Origin of the sequence: Amycolatopsis sp. WQ 127309 (assembly GCF_023023025.1) — a bacterium.
GTDB lineage: Bacteria > Actinomycetota > Actinomycetes > Mycobacteriales > Pseudonocardiaceae > Amycolatopsis.
Map to the genome: position 1 here is coordinate 5862211 of NZ_CP095481.1, position 15169 is coordinate 5877379.

A 15169-nucleotide genomic window follows, 5' to 3' on the forward strand; every position below is an offset into this window, starting at 1 on the left:
GCCATGTCTACTTTGGACGGCAAGACCATCATCATGTCGGGCGGCAGCCGCGGCATCGGCGAGGCGATCGCCATCCGCGCCGCAGCCGACGGTGCCAACGTCGCGCTGCTCGCCAAGACCGCCGAACCGCACCCGAAGCTGCCCGGCACGATCCACACGGCCGCGGAGGCCATCGAGAAGGCCGGCGGGCACGCGCTGCCGATCCTCGGCGACGTCCGGGACGACGACGGGGTCGCGGCGGCCGTGGCGAAGACCGTGGAGCAGTTCGGCGGCATCGACATCGTCGTGAACAACGCCAGCGCGATCGACCTGACGCCGACCGAGCAGGTCAGCATGAAGCGCTACGACCTGATGCAGGACATCAACGCGCGCGGCACGTTCCTGCTGTCCAAGCTGGCCATCCCGCACCTGCGGGCCTCGGCGAACGCGCACATCCTGACGCTGTCGCCGCCGATCAGCCTCGACGAGAAGTGGTTCACCGCCGGCCACCTCGCCTACAGCATCGCGAAGTACTCGATGAGCCTGGTGACCGTCGGTCTCGCCGCGGAACTTCGCGAAGACGGCGTCGCCGTCAACTCGCTCTGGCCGCGCACGACGATCGACACGGCGGCGATCCGCAACGTCGTCGGCGCCGAGCTGGCCGACCGCAGCCGTACGCCGGAGATCATGGCCGACGCCGCGTACGCGATCCTCACCAAGCCGAGCCGCGAGGCGACCGGGAACTTCTTCCTCGACGACGAGGTCCTGCGCGCCGAAGGGGTCACCGACTTCGCGAAGTACCGGATCGGGGGCTCCGAGGACGACCTCCAGCTCGACTTCTGGGTCGACCCGGCGTAGCCGATGCTCCGCGAACCGCAGCAGGAACGCAGCCGCACCACCCGGCGGCGGCTCATCGAGGCCGCGCTCGACAGCTTCGGCGAGCGCGGCTGGCACGGGGTCACGGTCGCCGTGATCGCCGAACGCGCGGGCGTCTCCCGGGGTGCCGCGCAGCACCACTTCCCGACGCGGGAAGACCTGGTCGCGGCGGCGGTGGACCTCCTGGGTGAGGCCCAGATCGACGAACTGCGCGCGCAGGCCGCGGACCTGCCCAGCGGGTCGTCGCGCATCGAGCGGGTCGTCGAGATGGTGCTGAACCTGTACACCGGACCGCTGTTCCGGGCCGCGTTGCAGCTCTGGGCGGTCGCGGCCACGGACGAGGCGCTCCGGGACGTCCTGGTGCCCTTGGAGGCCCGGGTCGGCCGTGAGGCGCACCGGGTGACCGTCGAGCTGCTGGGCGTCGACGAGTCCCGGCCGGGGGTGCGCGAGCTGGTCCAGGCCACGCTCGACCTCGCCCGCGGCCTGGGCCTGGCGAACCTGCTGACCGACGACACCCGGCGGCGGCGTCAGATCGTCCGCGAGTGGGCGCAGACCCTCGAACTCCGCATGGCTGAAGCCGCGAGCTGACCTGGCGGCACTGACGCACTGGTCCAGGCCACTTTCCGGCCCGTTGACCGCGCTCGAGGCCCGCTCCGCCGACTGGCCGGAACCGCCAAGGTCTAGTAAACGTCCTAGTGCTGTAGCTAACACAATTGGCCCAATGGACGATGACTCGTAGTAGCAGGTTCACGAAGCAGAAAGGCAGTCCGGTGTCCGGTTCAGGAGTCGAGCTCACCCACCGCGCGATGGCGATGCTGAGGGCGGTGGCAGCCGGGCGTGCTGAGATGTCGTGCAGCTGCGAACCGGACCTCTTCGTAGACGGTTTCGCCTGTTGCGATCAGATGACCGCGCACGCGCTGGCCCACGGCGGCTATGTCCGCCCTGCCGCCGACGGCGCCGTCGGGCGCGTCCCGGCCGAACTGACCGAGGCCGGGCGGGCCGCGCTGGAGATCACCCTCGCCGCCTGAGCCCGGAGCCGCCGTCACTGAGCGTCGCGCTGTTCGCTCGCACGTTCGGTGACCACCGCCGTCCCCGCTCAGGGCCCTGACCTGGCAGTGTGGTGCCATGGCGGATCAGGACCCCCCGGCCACGAAGCCGGGGGACGAGGAAGCGACGATCTTCCTCCCCAGTGACTTGCGCGGCCACCACTGGCCGACCCGCGACCTCGACGTCTCCCGGCGGCCGTACGACGAGTTCGCCACCCAGATCGTCGCGAGGCCACCCGCGTCGCCGGTTTCGGCCGGTCGCAGCGAGGGGGCCGGCGCTTCGCTGGCCCGCTCGAGCGGGCGGATGGCGATCGCCTCGACCGTCAGCCGGATCACCGGCTTCGTCGCCAAGCTGCTGCTCGCCGCCGTGGTCGGCACCGGGATCGTCAACGACGCCTTCACCGTCGCCAACACCCTGCCGAACATCGTGTTCGAGCTGCTCTTCGGCGGCGTGCTGGCCAGTGTCGTGGTGCCGCTGCTGGTCCGCTCGCAGGACGACGCCGACGGCGGCCGGGCCTACACCCAGCGGCTTCTCACGATGGCGCTGGTGCTGCTCACCGTCGGGACGGCCGTCGCGGTGGCCATCGCGCCGCTGTTCACCGCGCTCTACGTCGACAAATCGTCAGCGGAGGCCAACCCGGGGCTCACCACCGCGCTGGCCTACCTGCTGCTGCCGCAGATCCTGTTCTACGGCCTGTTCGCGCTGATGTCGGCCATCCTCAACGCCCAGAACGTGTTCGGCCCGCCGGCCTGGGCGCCGGTGCTGAACAACGTCGTCGTCACCGCCACCCTGGTCGTGTTCGCGCTGATGCCGGGGGAGCTGACGCTCAACCCGGTGCGGATGAGCGACCCGAAGCTGCTCGTGCTCGGCTTCGGCACCACGCTCGGCATCGTCGTGCAGGCGCTGGTGCTCATCCCGGCGTTGCTGCGCACCGGCTTCCGGTTCCGCTGGCGCTGGGGCTTCGACCCGCGGATGAAGGAGTTCGGCGGGCTCGCCGCGTGGATCCTCGGGTACGTCGTGGTGAGCCACGTCGGGTTCGTCGTCACGACCCGGGTGCTGACCGGCGGCACCGGCGGCGGCGTCACCGCCTACAGCTACGCGTCGCTGCTCTTCCAGCTGCCGTACGGCATCCTCGGCGTCTCGCTGCTGACCGCGCTGATGCCGCGGATGAGCCGGGCCGCCGCGGACGGCGACACCGCGCGGCTCGTCGGCGACCTTTCGCTCGCCTCCCGGATCTCCACGGTGCTGTTCGTGCCGATCTCCGCCGCGCTGGCCGTCGTCGGCACGCCGATCGGCGTCGCGATCTTCACCTGGGGCCGCGGCACCCTCGACGACGCCGAGCGGCTCGGCCAGACCCTCGCCGTCTCCGCGGTCGGGCTGCTGCCGTACGCGCTGGTGATGCTGCAGCTGCGGGTGTTCTACGCGATGAAGGACGCCCGCACGCCCACGCTGATCATGCTCGTGATGACCGCGGTGAAGATCCCGCTGCTGTTCCTCTGCCGCGGGCTGCTCGACGGCGAGCACATCGTCTACGGTGTCATGCTGGTCAACGGCGCGGGGTTCGTCGTCGGCGCCGTGCTCGGCCAGGTCTGGCTGTGGGTGCGGCTCGGGCACCTGCGCAGCCGCCGCTCGCTGCGGGTCGGGCTCATCACCCTGGGCGTGAGCGGGCTCGGGGTGCTGGCCGCGGTGCTCGCCGGCTACGCCGTGCCGGGCTCGCTCGGCGTGATCCCCGCGGCGTGGGTGAAGCTGCCGATCCAGGGCCTGCTCGGGATCGCGGTGCCGTTCGGCCTCCTGGCGCTGGTGAAGCTGCCCGAGTTCACGCCCGTGACCCGCCGGGTGGCGGGGCTGCTGCGTCGCTGAACTCCTTGTTGACGACTACGGCCGGAATCGCGTTCCGGACGTCTCGAAACGATAACGAGAGGGCTGCGATCAGCACGTTTACAATTCCGGCGCCGGTTCCTAATATCCAGCGGGATCAGCGAAGGGGTGGAGGTCGTTCATGACGCGCAGCGCGCGCAGGCGGCGGGACCGGGTCTCGGTCGACGAACTGCTCCGGCAGGCGGGGGTCCGGCCGCAGAAGCCGGGCTCGCGCTCGGCCCGGGTGGCGGCCCGGCGCAACGGCGAGCCGGGCGGCGTGGCGAGCCGGATCGCCCTGGCGTCGGCGGTGACCGTGGTGCTGGGCGGGCTGGTGCTCGCGCTGGTGGTGCGGCCCGACCCCGTCCCGGGAACCACGCCCTTCCCACAGCTGCAGCCGGCCACCGGCACGCCGTCCTCGAGCGCGCTCGCGGTGCCCACGCGGACGACCACGCCGTCCCCGGTGGTCATGCAGGCCCAGCGGACGCCGACACCGACGCCGACGCCGTCACCTGCCGTGTCGACGGTGGTGATCCCGCCCCCGACGACCACGGTGCCACCACCGACCACAGTGGACTTGAGCACGCTGAACCCGGGCTACTCGACCTACGGCGGCGGCGACCACCACGGCGGTCACACCCGCTGACGCCGCAGCGTTCCGCCGGCCCGCGAAACGAAATTCGGGTCCCGCTCAGCGGAAACCGAATCCGGCGGCACTTCCCGCTGAGCGGGAACCAACGAAACCGCGAAGGCCCTCTCACCGACCCCGATGCCGGTGAGAGGGCCCTCGACTGCCCCACTACGGGCGCTGTGTCAGCCGGTGTAACCGGCGACGATCTTGGTGAACGCGTACTTGTCCTGGGTGATTCCGCTGCACTCGCCGCCGCCGCTGCAGTCGCGGTTGGTGGCCCAGAACGTGAAGCGGCCCAGGTGGTGGCTCGTCGCGTAGCCGCGGATGGAGGTGAAGTTGGCGACCGTGACCGTCTCGCCCGCGTTGTCGGTCTTGCCGTTCATCGAGGAGAGGCCGCTGTGCCGGTACGCCGTGTCGTCGGTGTAGCCGAACGTGGTCTTGAGCTGGTTCTTCAGCCCGTCGACCGCGGACTTCGTCAGGGCGGCCATGTCACCGCCGCTGGAGAAGTCGAACGGCATGACCGACCAGACGTCGACCGGGGCGCCGATCGCCTTGGCCTGGTTGATCAGGCGCTTCCCGTAGCTGTCGGGGCCGGTCGTCGTGGTGCCGATGGTGATGACGACCTTCAGGTTCGGGTTGGCCTGCTTGGTCAGCTTGACGGCGTTGAGGATGCGGTCCTGCACCGTGTTGTTCTGGAACTCGTCGGTGTTCTCGATGTCCAGGTCGATCGCCTTGAGCCCGTAGGCGTCGATGACCTTCTGGTACGCGCCCGCCAGCGCCGAAGCCGACGTGCACTTCGAGCCGAGCTTGGTGCCGGACCAGCCGCCGAAGGAGGGGATGACGTCCCCGCCCGCGTTGCGGATGTTCGTGATCAGCGTCTTGTCCGAGCCGGTCAGCGAACGGCTGCCGTCCCACTTGGGGTTGCACGTCCCGTCGGACAGCACGAACGCGAGGGTAAACGCTTTCACCCCGGTCGCGGACATCGCCGCGGTGGGGCTGGTCTGGCCGCCCCACTGGTACAGGTACGGGGATGCGAGCACCGGGTCGACCGCGGCCATGGCCTGCGGGGCGAGGCCCACCGCCGTCGCCATCGCGGCTCCGGCGGCTACCGCTAGGGTCACCAAACGGCGCACTGATTTCATGGGGTCCTCCAAACGGAAAGGATGGAGCACCTCCGGTTTGAGGCGGCGGGATCATCCCGGGAGGAGCGCTGTGCCACCACACAGTGGACTAGACCAATGTGGCGTGTCAACCCTTCTTCGGTCGGAAACATGACGCACCGTGCGCGTGCGGCTCCCGTGCGTCCCGGAATCGGCGGCGAGGTGAGATTCCCCTGAAGGCGGAGTGACAGGGGGCGGCATTCCGGCTAGTTTGCCGAAATGGTGGGGGATTCCACGGTCGCAGCCGGCGGGGGACGCCGACCCGGCCGGTCCCTGCTCGCCGTGCCGCTGCAGCGCTGGGCGTTGTGGCGCCTGCCCCGCCGGACCCAGGTCTGTTTCGTCGTCGTGGTGGACGTGCTCGCCGTCGCCGCCGTGGCCCTCGCCGCCGTCCGGTTCCCGCCGCTCGCCTCGATGCTGCCGCCGTTCGCCCTGCTCGCGGGCGGGATGCTGGTCACCGCGGAGCTGTCGCGGCCGGTGGAACGCCACCGCGAGGACACGCTGCTCGGGCCCGGCGTCGACACGCCGTGGGTCTTCGCCGGGGTGGTCGTGCTCCGTCCCGGGCTCGCCGTCGCGCTGGTCGTGCTCGCCGCGCTGCACCAGTGGTTCCGGGTCCGCAGAAGACCCGTGTACCGCCAGGTGTTCGGCGCCGCGTCGACCGCGCTGGCGGGACTCGTCGCCGGGGCGTTCCTCACCGCGACCGGGGTCAAGCCGCTCGCCGCGACCCTCGACGCCCGCACCGTCGCCCTGCTCGTCCTCGCCGGGCTGGCGTTCCTCGCCGTGAACGCCGCGCTCGTGACCGCCGCCGACGGCCCCCGCCCGCCCCGCGACGCCGCTCCGGGGCACGCCTTCGACGCCGCGATGACGGCGTTCGGCGTCCTGTTCGGCTGGGCCGCGCTGGCCGCCCCGCTGTTCGTGCCGTTCCTGGCCGGCGCCACCGTCGTGCTGCACCGCGGCGGCCTGGGCCGCGGCCGCCGCGAGCACGTCACCCTCGATCCCGGCACCGGCGTGCTGACCGCCGCGTCGTGGCGCGGCGCGGCCGAAGCCGAGGTCACGCGCCTCGGCCGGCACGGGCCCGGCCAGGCCCTGCTGCTGCTCGACCTCGACCACTTCCGCCAGCTCAACGACCGCTACGGCGCCCGCATCGGCGACGCCGTGCTGCGCGCGGTCGCCGACACCCTCCGCGACGAGGTCCGCGCCGCGGATCTCGTGGGCCGCTCCGGCGGCGAGGAGTTCGCGGTCCTGCTTCCCGGCACCGGCCGGTTCGACGCGATGGCGATCGCCGAGCGCATCCGGCTGCGGATCGCCTCGACGCTGGTGGCGTTGAAGGCGTCGGGCGACGGCCCGCAGTTCGTCGGCGTGACGGTGTCGATCGGCGTCGCGGGCTGCGCGGCCGACGAGCCGCTGGCCGACGCGCTCCGGGCCGCGGAGGCGGCGTTGCTGCGCGCGAAGGCCGCGGGGCGCAACCGGACGTTCTGCGCGGATCCGGCCTAGCGGGGACCCGTCCCCGCCGGGGCTGCCTACCGTCTCGCCCGAGGAACACGCGCGAGGAGGCACCTGATGCGGAAGCTGATCTTGGGGTTCTACTGTTCGGTCGACGGCAAGAGCGCCGACGCGGACAACGGGATCCGGGACGTCATGATGGGCGTCGACGATCCCGAGCAGGAGAAGTACTTCGTCGACGGGCTGTGGGAGGCGGGTGCCTTCCTGATGGGCCGCGTCACCTACGAGGCCATGGCCGGGTTCTGGCCCACCTCGGACCACCCGTCCGCCAAGGCCATGAACGAGATCCCCAAGGTCGTGTTCTCCCGCACCCTGGAGTCCGCCGACGACTGGCCCGAGACCCGGATCGCGAGCGGTGACACGGCGGCGGAGATCGCCAAGCTCAAGGCCGAGCCGGGCAAGGACCTCGTCGCCGCCGGCGGCACCGAGTTCCTGCACTCGCTGATCAAGCTCGGCGTGGTCGACGAGTACCGCCTGTGGGTGCTGCCCGCCGCCACGGGCCGGGGCGCGGCCCTGTTCCCCGAGCTGGACGCGCCGCTGAACCTGCGCCTGGTGAAGAGCACGGCCTTCCCGTCGGGGGTCCTCGAGCTGATCTACGCGCCGGCCTAGCTCATGGTGATCGCGTCGAGCTTGTCCTTCAGGTAGTCCGACGCGATCACTTCCGGGTAGATCCGCTTGCCCAGCGGCGGCGCTAGCGACGTGATCCGCGCGTCGTGGTCGGTCTCGTAGAAGAAGACCAGGGACACCAGGTCCTCGTCCGGGGCCGTCGGCGCCGGGGGCAGGACGCGGTGGCGGGTCGAGCGCCAGCGGTCGCCCGTCCAGCGGGCCATCAGGTCGCCGATGTTCACCGTGAACGCGTCCGGGTGGTACGGCGCGTCCTCCCATTCGCCGTCGGCCGTGTAGACCTGCAGGCCGCCCACGCCCGCCTGGCGGTCGAGCACCGTCACCGTGCCGAAGTCGGTGTGCGGGCCGATCCGGAACTGGTCGGGCTCCGGTGCGCCGACGTGGGTCATCGGCGGGTACCAGTTGATGTTGAACGTGTACGTCGGGTGCGCGGTGTGCCGCGTGAAGTGGCTCTCGGCCAGGCCGAGCGCCGCGGCGAAGATCTCCAGCAGGTGGTCCGACAGCGCCCGCATCCGGCGCATGTACTCGGTGGCCGTCTCGGCGAGCCCCGGTACCTCGTCCGGCCAGACGTTGGGCTGGAACCAGAACCCGTCGATCTCGGCCACGCCGACGCCGAGGTCGGCGCCCGCCGAGAAGGACTCCTTCAGGTCGGGCGGGGTCTCGGTGCCCTCGGCGTAGCCGTTGGCCTCGACGCCGGGCGGCAGCCAGCCGCGGCCGCCGACGGTGACGGCGTAGCGCTGCTTGACGTCCTCGGGCAGCGCGAAGAACCGCTGCGCCTGCTCACGGGCCCCGGCGCGCAGGTCGTCCGGCACGCCGTGCCCGGTGACCAATAGGAAGCCGGACTCCCGCAGGGCCCGGTCGACCTGTTCGGCCACCTCGGCCCGGCCCTCGGACGTGCCCGTGAACCACGGCGAGAGATCCACGAGCGGAACGGATGACGGCATACGTGCTCCTCGCACAGAAATATCCCAGCAATGTCCTATGTGGACTTTTCGACCCCGATGTCCTCGAACCACAGGTCCGGGCGCGCGGCGATGAACTCCGTCATCAGCGCGGTGCAAGCGGGGTCGTCGAGCAGGGTGATCTCCACGCCGAGACCGGCCAGCCAGTCGTGCCCGCCGTGGAACGTTTCGGCTTCGCCGATGACCACGCGCCCGATACCGAACTGACGGACGAGCCCGGAGCAGTACCAGCACGGTGAGAGCGTGGTGACCATGATCGTGTCGCGGTAGTGGGGGCGGCGGCCGGCGTCGCGGAACGCCGCGGTCTCGGCGTGCGTCGACGGGTCGCCGTCCTGCACGCGCCGGTTGTGCCCGCGGCCCAGCAGGGTGCCGGTGGCGTCGAACAACGCGGCCCCGATCGGCACGCCGCCCTCGTCGCGGCCCAGTTCGGCTTCCTCACGGGCGACGGCGAGCAGGGCGGCAGGGTCGATCGGCATGCGCCACTCTCACCGCCCGGAGCCGTGCCTGGCAAGTGTTTGACCATCCGACTGCACCATCCGGCCGATCGAGGACCGGAACTGTCCTCGATGTCTGGCACACTGCGTGTCATGTACGGCACTTCGGAGCGACTGCTCAGGCTGCTTTCGCTGCTGCAGGCCCGGCGGGACTGGCCTGGTTCGGACCTCGCGTCGCGCCTGGACGTCGACGTCCGCACGATCCGCCGTGACATCGAACGGCTCCGCTCGCTGGGCTACCCGGTGCACGCGACGCCGGGGGTCGCCGGCGGCTACCGGCTCGGCGCCGGGGCCGCGCTGCCGCCGTTGCTGCTGGATGACGACGAGGCCGTCGCGGTCGCGGTGGGCCTGCGCACGGCCGCGAACGGCACGGTCAGCGGCATCGAGGAGACGTCCGTGCGCGCGCTGGCGAAGCTGGAGCAGGTGCTGCCCGCCCGGCTGCGGCCGCGGGTCGGCGCCCTGGGGGCGGCCACGGTCTCGCTGCCGGGCGGCGGCCCGACGGTCGACGCCGGGGTGCTCACCGTGATCGCCTCGGCCTGCCGGGACCACGAGCGCCTGCGTTTCGGCTACGGCGACCGCGCCGGCGCGGAGACCGAGCGGTCGGTCGAGCCGCTGCGCCTGGTCCACACCGGACGGCGCTGGTACCTGGTCGCCTTCGACCTCGGCAAACAGGACTGGCGCACCTTCCGCGTCGACCGGATCACCGGCGAGCCGGCGGCCAGCTTCCGGTTCACCCCGCGCGAGCCGCCGGCCGAGGACATCGCGGCGTACGTGTCGCGCTCGATCTCGACCACGCCGTACCCGCACCAGCTGGTGGTGCGGGTGGCCGCACCGGCGTCGGAGGTCTCGACGCGCATCTCGCCCACGAGCGGCGTGGTGGAGCCGATCGACGACCACAGCTGCCGCGTCCGGACCGGGGCGAACAACCTGGACGTGGTGCCGTTCCACCTGGCGCAGTGGGGGTACGACTTCGTCGTCGAGGAGGCGCCGGAGGGGTTGGTGGAGCGGCTCCGGCTGATCGCCGACCGCTTCGCGCGCGCCGTCGGCTGAGGGGCGCCGTGCCGGGTAGGCTCGTCACGAGTGGTCGTCGGAAACCCCGGAGGGTGACTGTGAGTTCGGTGCCTGGAATCGATCCGTCGGTCGCGCCAACGGGGGTGGGCTGCCTCGAGTGCGACGCCGCCGGTGGGTGGTGGGTGCACCTGCGCCGGTGTGCGCAGTGCGGGCACGTCGGCTGCTGCGACACCTCGCCGTCGCAGCACGCGACCGCGCACTTCAAGGCGTCCGGGCACCCCTACATCCAGAGCTTCGAGCCCGGCGAGTCCTGGTTCTGGAACTTCGAGACCGAGACGGTCAGCGAAGGACCCGAGCTGACCGCCCCGGACTCGCACCCCGAGGACCAGCCGATCCCCGGCCCGGCCGACCGGCTGCCCGGCGACTGGCAGCAGCACCTCAACGGCTAGGCCGAGACCCCGAGCATCCGCAGCACCAGGCTGCCGTACTCCTTGCCGAGCGCGGCCGGGGTCTGGCGGGCGCGCTCGCTGTACCAGCGGGCGACGTCGACACCCAGCGACAGCACCGCCCGGGCCGCGACGTGCGGGTCCGACACCGTGAACGCACCGACGCGGGCGCCTTCGGCGATCACCTCGCGCACGATCCGCTCGATCCCGCGCCGCAGCTCGGCGACCACCTTGAACTCCTCTTCGGGCAGCGCCTGCAGCTCGTACTGCACGACCCGGGCCACGGTGTGGCGCCGCGCGTGCCAGGCGACGAAGTCCTCGACGATCAGCCGGATCCGCTCGACCGGGTCGGACACCTTGGCGACGACGTTCTCGACCAGCGCGAGCGTCTGCTCGTGGCCGTACCGGCTGATCGCGAACAGCAGCGCGGCCTTCGACGGGAAGTGCACGTAGAGCGCGGCGGGACTCATCCCGGCGGCGCCGGCGATGTCCCGGGTCGTCGTGGCGTGGTACCCGCGCTCGGCGAACGCCTCGACCCCCGCCAGCATCAGCCGTCGAGCGGTCTCGGGCTGCACATCGGGCCACAGCTCGGCCGACAGGGACATCGTCATCGGGTGATCCTCTCAGACGCCACACCCACGGGTGACGGACCAGACGGCGCACCCCGGTCGTGTCGAGTGTAAGCGCCCGCTTAGCCGAGAGGGTTCCGGCGATACATCCTGGTGGGCCCTTCGGTCAGGTGGTCACGAAAAGGTCAATTCGCTCGACCGGGTGCAACCGGCGTCCCGGTTCGGGCGATAGACGACTGCCTGGAAGGGACTCGTCATGGCTTTGAGAAAGCTTCGAGCGCTTCGTCACGCTTTGGTGGCGGTGGTGCTGACCGGGGCGTTACTGCCCGTCATGTCCACGGCGGCGGCCGCGGCGGCCCTGCCGTCGGGCTTCGTCCTGCGGGACACCGACACCGGACTCGGCCAGTACCAGCTGACCGACTTCACCTACCTGCCCGACGGCTCCGTCCTCGCCACGGCCAAGGACGGCCGGGTCCGCTGGGTGCCCGCGACCGGGACGGGCCGGACGATCGCGACGCTGCCGACCCGTTCCGTCAGCGACCTCGGCCTGGTGGGCGTCGCCGTCGCGCCGGACTACGCGACCTCGCGCAGTGTGTACCTGACGCGGTCGCTCAACGTCGGCAGCGGCTTCGTCATGCGCCTTTCGCGGTTCACGGTCACCGTGGACACCGCGGGCGCGCCCACCGCGCTGAGCGGCGAGCAGCCGCTGCTGGAGGTGCCCGGCAACTACGACGTCCACGGCATCAACGGCGTCATCGCCGCCGCCGACGGCACGCTCTGGATGTCCATCGGCGACAACGGCGACTTCGCGAAGGTGGACCCGGGGGCGCTGCGGTCCCAGGACGTCAACCAGCCCTACGGAAAGATCCTCCACTTCACCCCCGACGGCAACGGGGTGCCGGGGAACCCGTACTACGACGCGGCCAACCCGGGCTCGACCGCGAGCAAGGTGTTCGCGCGCGGGTTCCGCAACCCGTTCCGGTTCAGCATCGACCCGAACCTCGGCCTGCCGGTCGCCGGGGACGTCGGCTGGAACAGCTGGGAAGAGGTCGACGTCGTGCAGCGCGGCGCCAACCTGGGCTGGCCGTGCTGGGAAGGGAACCACCCGACGCCGGGCTACAGCGGTCTCGCGGGTTGCGCCGGCGTGGCGAACCAGCCGCCGATCTTCGAGTACCAGCACGGCAACGGCGCGATGCAGGGCAACAGCGTCACCGGTGGCATCGTCTACAATGGATCGAGCTACCCGGCCGCTTACCGCGGGTCCTACTTCTTCGGCGACTACGTCACGAACAAGATCTGGACGATGCGGTACGACGACCAGGGCAAGCTCACGCAGGCTCCGCAGAACCCGCCGGTCTTCACCGGCATCGGCGGCCCGACGAAGTTCGCGGCCGCGGTCAACGGCGACATCGTCTTCGCGGACATCCTGTCCGGCAACCTGCGGCGGCTGACCTATTCGGCCGGCAACACCGCGCCGGTGGCGGCCGCGTCGTCGACCACCGATCCGGACACGCGGACGGTCTCCTTCGACGGTTCCGCGTCGGTCGACTACGACAACGACCTGCTGAAGTACGACTGGGACTTCGGCGACGGGACGACGGCGGCCGACGCCGGTCCGAAGGTGACCCACGTCTACGCGGCGGGTACGGAGTCGTTCACCGCGAAGCTCACGGTCCGGGATCCCCTGGGGGCCACCGGCACGACCACCGTCGTGGTCGCGCCCGGCAACCACACCCCGCAGCTCACCGTGACGACACCGGGCGACACCGCGACGTTCGCGGTGGGCCAGCAGGTCGGCCTGAGCGGCACCGCGACCGACGCCGAAGACGGCGCGCTGCCGATCACGTGGACGTCGGCGGTGCGGCACTGCCCGAGCGAGGCGACGTGCCACTCGCACCCGGGCGCCGGTGGGACGGGAGCGAGTTTCGGCCTGCCGTTCACCGAGCACCCGGACTCCCGGCAGGAGTTCACCGCGACGGTGACCGACAGCGCCGGGGTGACCGCGGCGAAGACCTACGTGGCGCGGCCCCGCGAGCACCGGATCACCTTGGTCAGCACGCAGCCCGCGGCGCTGAGCATCCCCGTCGAGGGCGGCGTCAACACGGCGATGGTCGCCGAGGGGGCCAGCTTCGACGTCGAGGCCGCTCCGCTGGGCATCGACGGCGTCTCGAAGTTCACCGGCTGGCAGGGCGGTCCGGCGGACACCACGTGGATCGTCACGGTCGGCGCGGGTGACATGACGTTGACGGCGAACTACGCGACGCCGATCGACCAGCGTTACGACGCCGACGCGGCGTTGCGGACGAAGCTCGGCACGCCGACCGGCACCGAGGTCACCGACGGCACGGTCCACTACCGGACCTACGCCAACGGCCGGCTGTACTGGAGTGCGGTGGGCGGCACGAAGTTCCTCACCGGTCAGGTGCTGGCCAAGTACCTCGCCTTCGGCGGGCACGCCGTCCTCGGGCCGCCGACGAGCGACACCGCGTCCACTCCGGACGGTGTGGCGCAGTACAGCCACTTCGTCAACAACGGGAACGTCGGTTCGATCTACTACACGGCCGCGACGGGCGCGCACGCGCTCTACGGTGAGATCCGGAAGAGGTGGGCGGCGCTGGACTACGAGCGCGGTCTCGGTTACCCGACGACCGACGAGGGCGGCACACCGGACGGCGTCGGCCGGTACAACCACTTCGTCAAGGGTGGCAACGTCGGCTCGATCTACTACACGAACGCGACCGGTGCCCACGCGATCCTCGGTGAGATCCGCAAGAAGTGGGCGGCGCTGGACTACGAGCGCGGCCTCGGCTACCCGACGACCGACGAGGGGGCCACGCCGGACGGTGCGGGCCGGTACAACCACTTCAGCCTCGGCCACTCGATCTACTACACGGTGGCCACGGGCGCGCACGCGGTGAAGGGCGAGATCCGCAAGCGCTGGGCGGCGCTCGGGTGGGAGAACTCCTACCTGCACTACCCGAAGACCGACGAGTACGTGGTGAACGGGGTGTACCGCAGCGACTTCCAGGGCGGCTACATCACGTTCACGCTCGCCGGCGGGGCCGTCGACCGCCCCTGGTGACCGGGCCGGGCGGGGCGGCTCCGGACCTTCCGGAGCCGGCCCGCCGCACGGCGACGGGCCGCCGCGATCGGACGGTGTGAAGGTCCCGGCGAGCACGACCCCGCCCGCCACCACGGCTACATCCGGGAGCACCTGGAGGACATGCCGGAGATCCGGGACCGGACCTGGACCGGCGAGGAGCTGTCCTGTAGGTGGTGGTCGCCCGCCGCGGGAGCCCTTGGCGACGCGGCGGGCGATGCTGATGCCGTCCAGCAACGGCACCAGCTGTGGGTTGTCGCCGGTCTGGCCGGGGGTGAGCAGGAACCGCATCGGCGGGCCACGCCCGTCGACGGCGAGGGCTTCGATCTGCTCGCTGCATCCCCTTTCCGGGCCCCAGCGCAGAGCTGGTGGGCCCGGACGACCGCCGGCCACCGCCTGCTGCGGCGGCGGCAGCGGCTCGATCACCGCCCACGCCTTGTCCGTCAACTCACCCCGGCCGACCATCGGGCACAACCACCAGAGGTCCAGCTGAACCGGCTAGGACAGCCGGCCGGCGACTGCGGTCTCGACGTCGGCGTAGGTGGTGAACCGGGTGTCGAGGCCGGTCACCTCCAGCACCCGGGTGACCGTCCGCGTGGTGGCGACCAGGGCGATCGTGACGCCGGTGTGCTCGGCCCGGCTGCGGTGGTCGGCGAGCAGTTCCAGGCCGACGGACGCGAGGAAGGTGACCGCGCGCAGGTCGATCACGAGCCTCTTGCCCGCCTCGGCGGCGGCCTTCTCGTGCGCCTGCGCGGCGATGGTGCGGGCTTCGGGGGCGGTCGCGAGGTCGAGTTCGCCGGTGAAGGCGAGCACGACGGCTCCGTCGAGCAAGGTGATCGAGCCGAGAAAAGCCGGGGCGGTCACGGACGGACCTCGTTCCAGGCCGGGGATGCGATGACCGGCGGTGCGCGGTCCG

At 71.4% G+C, this 15169-nt stretch carries 15 protein-coding genes; 10 read left to right on the forward strand and 5 right to left on the reverse strand.

Features of this window, described 5'->3' with window-relative positions; all coding sequences use genetic code 11:
- Window positions 1-3: 3 nt before the first annotated feature.
- The 5 genes from MUY22_RS27645 (at window position 4) to MUY22_RS27665 (ending at window position 4402) form a co-directional block, all read left to right on the forward strand.
- Window positions 4-837, forward strand: coding sequence for an NAD(P)-dependent oxidoreductase (locus tag MUY22_RS27645; protein WP_247049260.1), 834 nt, complete (start codon window positions 4-6; stop codon window positions 835-837).
- A gap of 3 nt (window positions 838-840) precedes the next feature.
- Window positions 841-1443 carry a TetR/AcrR family transcriptional regulator gene (locus tag MUY22_RS27650; RefSeq protein WP_247049261.1) on the forward strand — a complete coding sequence of 201 codons (603 nt, stop codon included), beginning with the start codon at window positions 841-843 and terminating at the stop codon, window positions 1441-1443.
- 140 nt (window positions 1444-1583) lie between these two features.
- On the forward strand, window positions 1584-1883 hold the full coding sequence (locus MUY22_RS27655) for a hypothetical protein (RefSeq protein WP_247064165.1): 300 nt from the start codon (window positions 1584-1586) through the stop codon (window positions 1881-1883).
- 97 nt (window positions 1884-1980) lie between these two features.
- Window positions 1981-3762 carry a murein biosynthesis integral membrane protein MurJ gene (gene murJ / locus MUY22_RS27660; protein ID WP_247049262.1) on the forward strand — a complete coding sequence of 594 codons (1782 nt, stop codon included), beginning with the start codon at window positions 1981-1983 and terminating at the stop codon, window positions 3760-3762.
- Window positions 3763-3901: 139 nt separating this feature from the next.
- Entirely contained in the window at window positions 3902-4402 is a 501-nt protein-coding gene (locus tag MUY22_RS27665; protein WP_247049263.1) for a hypothetical protein, read from the forward strand.
- Between the two features lie 167 nt (window positions 4403-4569).
- On the opposite strand, the gene MUY22_RS27670 is transcribed toward MUY22_RS27665, so the two are convergent.
- Complete coding sequence (locus tag MUY22_RS27670; protein ID WP_247049264.1) at window positions 4570-5529, reverse strand: chitinase; 960 nt, start codon at window positions 5527-5529, stop codon at window positions 4570-4572.
- 237 nt (window positions 5530-5766) lie between these two features.
- Between MUY22_RS27670 and MUY22_RS27675 the strand changes: the two genes are divergently transcribed.
- Both MUY22_RS27675 and MUY22_RS27680 read left to right on the forward strand, forming a co-directional pair.
- Complete coding sequence (locus tag MUY22_RS27675; RefSeq protein WP_247049265.1) at window positions 5767-7038, forward strand: diguanylate cyclase; 1272 nt, start codon at window positions 5767-5769, stop codon at window positions 7036-7038.
- Window positions 7039-7104: 66 nt separating this feature from the next.
- On the forward strand, window positions 7105-7656 hold the full coding sequence (locus MUY22_RS27680) for a dihydrofolate reductase family protein (RefSeq protein ID WP_247049266.1): 552 nt from the start codon (window positions 7105-7107) through the stop codon (window positions 7654-7656).
- Here the strand turns inward: MUY22_RS27680 and MUY22_RS27685 are convergent.
- Both MUY22_RS27685 and MUY22_RS27690 read right to left on the reverse strand, forming a co-directional pair.
- Window positions 7653-8615, reverse strand: a complete 963-nt coding sequence (locus MUY22_RS27685) for an isopenicillin N synthase family oxygenase (RefSeq protein ID WP_247049267.1) — start codon at window positions 8613-8615, stop codon at window positions 7653-7655. The two genes, MUY22_RS27680 and MUY22_RS27685, sit on opposite strands and share 4 nt — an antisense overlap.
- 35 nt (window positions 8616-8650) lie before the next feature.
- Window positions 8651-9109: a nucleoside deaminase gene (locus MUY22_RS27690; protein ID WP_247049268.1), complete on the reverse strand. Its 459-nt coding sequence runs from the start codon at window positions 9107-9109 to the stop codon at window positions 8651-8653.
- Window positions 9110-9220: 111 nt separating this feature from the next.
- Here MUY22_RS27690 and MUY22_RS27695 point away from each other — a divergent pair, with 111 nt between their 5' ends.
- Together MUY22_RS27695 and MUY22_RS27700 are read left to right on the forward strand one after the other, a co-directional pair.
- Window positions 9221-10177, forward strand: a complete 957-nt coding sequence (locus MUY22_RS27695) for a YafY family protein (RefSeq protein WP_247049269.1) — start codon at window positions 9221-9223, stop codon at window positions 10175-10177.
- 68 nt (window positions 10178-10245) lie between these two features.
- The gene (locus tag MUY22_RS27700) at window positions 10246-10587 is read left to right on the forward strand and encodes a UBP-type zinc finger domain-containing protein (RefSeq protein ID WP_247049270.1); all 342 of its coding nucleotides are present in this window, start codon (window positions 10246-10248) and stop codon (window positions 10585-10587) included.
- On the opposite strand, the gene MUY22_RS27705 is transcribed toward MUY22_RS27700, so the two are convergent.
- On the reverse strand, window positions 10584-11195 hold the full coding sequence (locus MUY22_RS27705) for a TetR/AcrR family transcriptional regulator (protein WP_247049271.1): 612 nt from the start codon (window positions 11193-11195) through the stop codon (window positions 10584-10586). The genes MUY22_RS27700 and MUY22_RS27705 overlap by 4 nt on opposite strands.
- A gap of 214 nt (window positions 11196-11409) precedes the next feature.
- Between MUY22_RS27705 and MUY22_RS27710 the strand changes: the two genes are divergently transcribed.
- Window positions 11410-14235, forward strand: coding sequence for a PQQ-dependent sugar dehydrogenase (locus MUY22_RS27710; RefSeq protein ID WP_247049272.1), 2826 nt, complete (start codon window positions 11410-11412; stop codon window positions 14233-14235).
- Between the two features lie 516 nt (window positions 14236-14751).
- On the opposite strand, the gene MUY22_RS27715 is transcribed toward MUY22_RS27710, so the two are convergent.
- Window positions 14752-15117 (reverse strand): STAS domain-containing protein, encoded by a 366-nt coding sequence (locus MUY22_RS27715; RefSeq protein ID WP_247049273.1) that lies wholly within the window; start codon window positions 15115-15117, stop codon window positions 14752-14754.
- Between the last annotated feature and the right edge of the window lie 52 nt (window positions 15118-15169).

Coding starts and splice junctions, on each gene's coding strand:
- MUY22_RS27645 (WP_247049260.1), top strand. CDS start 4: ATGTCTACTTTGGACGGCAAGACCATCATCATGTCGGGCGGCAGCCGC.
- MUY22_RS27650 (WP_247049261.1), top strand. CDS start 841: ATGCTCCGCGAACCGCAGCAGGAACGCAGCCGCACCACCCGGCGGCGG.
- MUY22_RS27655 (WP_247064165.1), top strand. CDS start 1,584: ATGACTCGTAGTAGCAGGTTCACGAAGCAGAAAGGCAGTCCGGTGTCC.
- murJ (WP_247049262.1), top strand. CDS start 1,981: ATGGCGGATCAGGACCCCCCGGCCACGAAGCCGGGGGACGAGGAAGCG.
- MUY22_RS27665 (WP_247049263.1), top strand. CDS start 3,902: ATGACGCGCAGCGCGCGCAGGCGGCGGGACCGGGTCTCGGTCGACGAA.
- MUY22_RS27670 (WP_247049264.1), bottom strand. CDS start 5,529: ATGAAATCAGTGCGCCGTTTGGTGACCCTAGCGGTAGCCGCCGGAGCC.
- MUY22_RS27675 (WP_247049265.1), top strand. CDS start 5,767: ATGGTGGGGGATTCCACGGTCGCAGCCGGCGGGGGACGCCGACCCGGC.
- MUY22_RS27680 (WP_247049266.1), top strand. CDS start 7,105: ATGCGGAAGCTGATCTTGGGGTTCTACTGTTCGGTCGACGGCAAGAGC.
- MUY22_RS27685 (WP_247049267.1), bottom strand. CDS start 8,615: ATGCCGTCATCCGTTCCGCTCGTGGATCTCTCGCCGTGGTTCACGGGC.
- MUY22_RS27690 (WP_247049268.1), bottom strand. CDS start 9,109: ATGCCGATCGACCCTGCCGCCCTGCTCGCCGTCGCCCGTGAGGAAGCC.
- MUY22_RS27695 (WP_247049269.1), top strand. CDS start 9,221: ATGTACGGCACTTCGGAGCGACTGCTCAGGCTGCTTTCGCTGCTGCAG.
- MUY22_RS27705 (WP_247049271.1), bottom strand. CDS start 11,195: ATGACGATGTCCCTGTCGGCCGAGCTGTGGCCCGATGTGCAGCCCGAG.
- MUY22_RS27710 (WP_247049272.1), top strand. CDS start 11,410: ATGGCTTTGAGAAAGCTTCGAGCGCTTCGTCACGCTTTGGTGGCGGTG.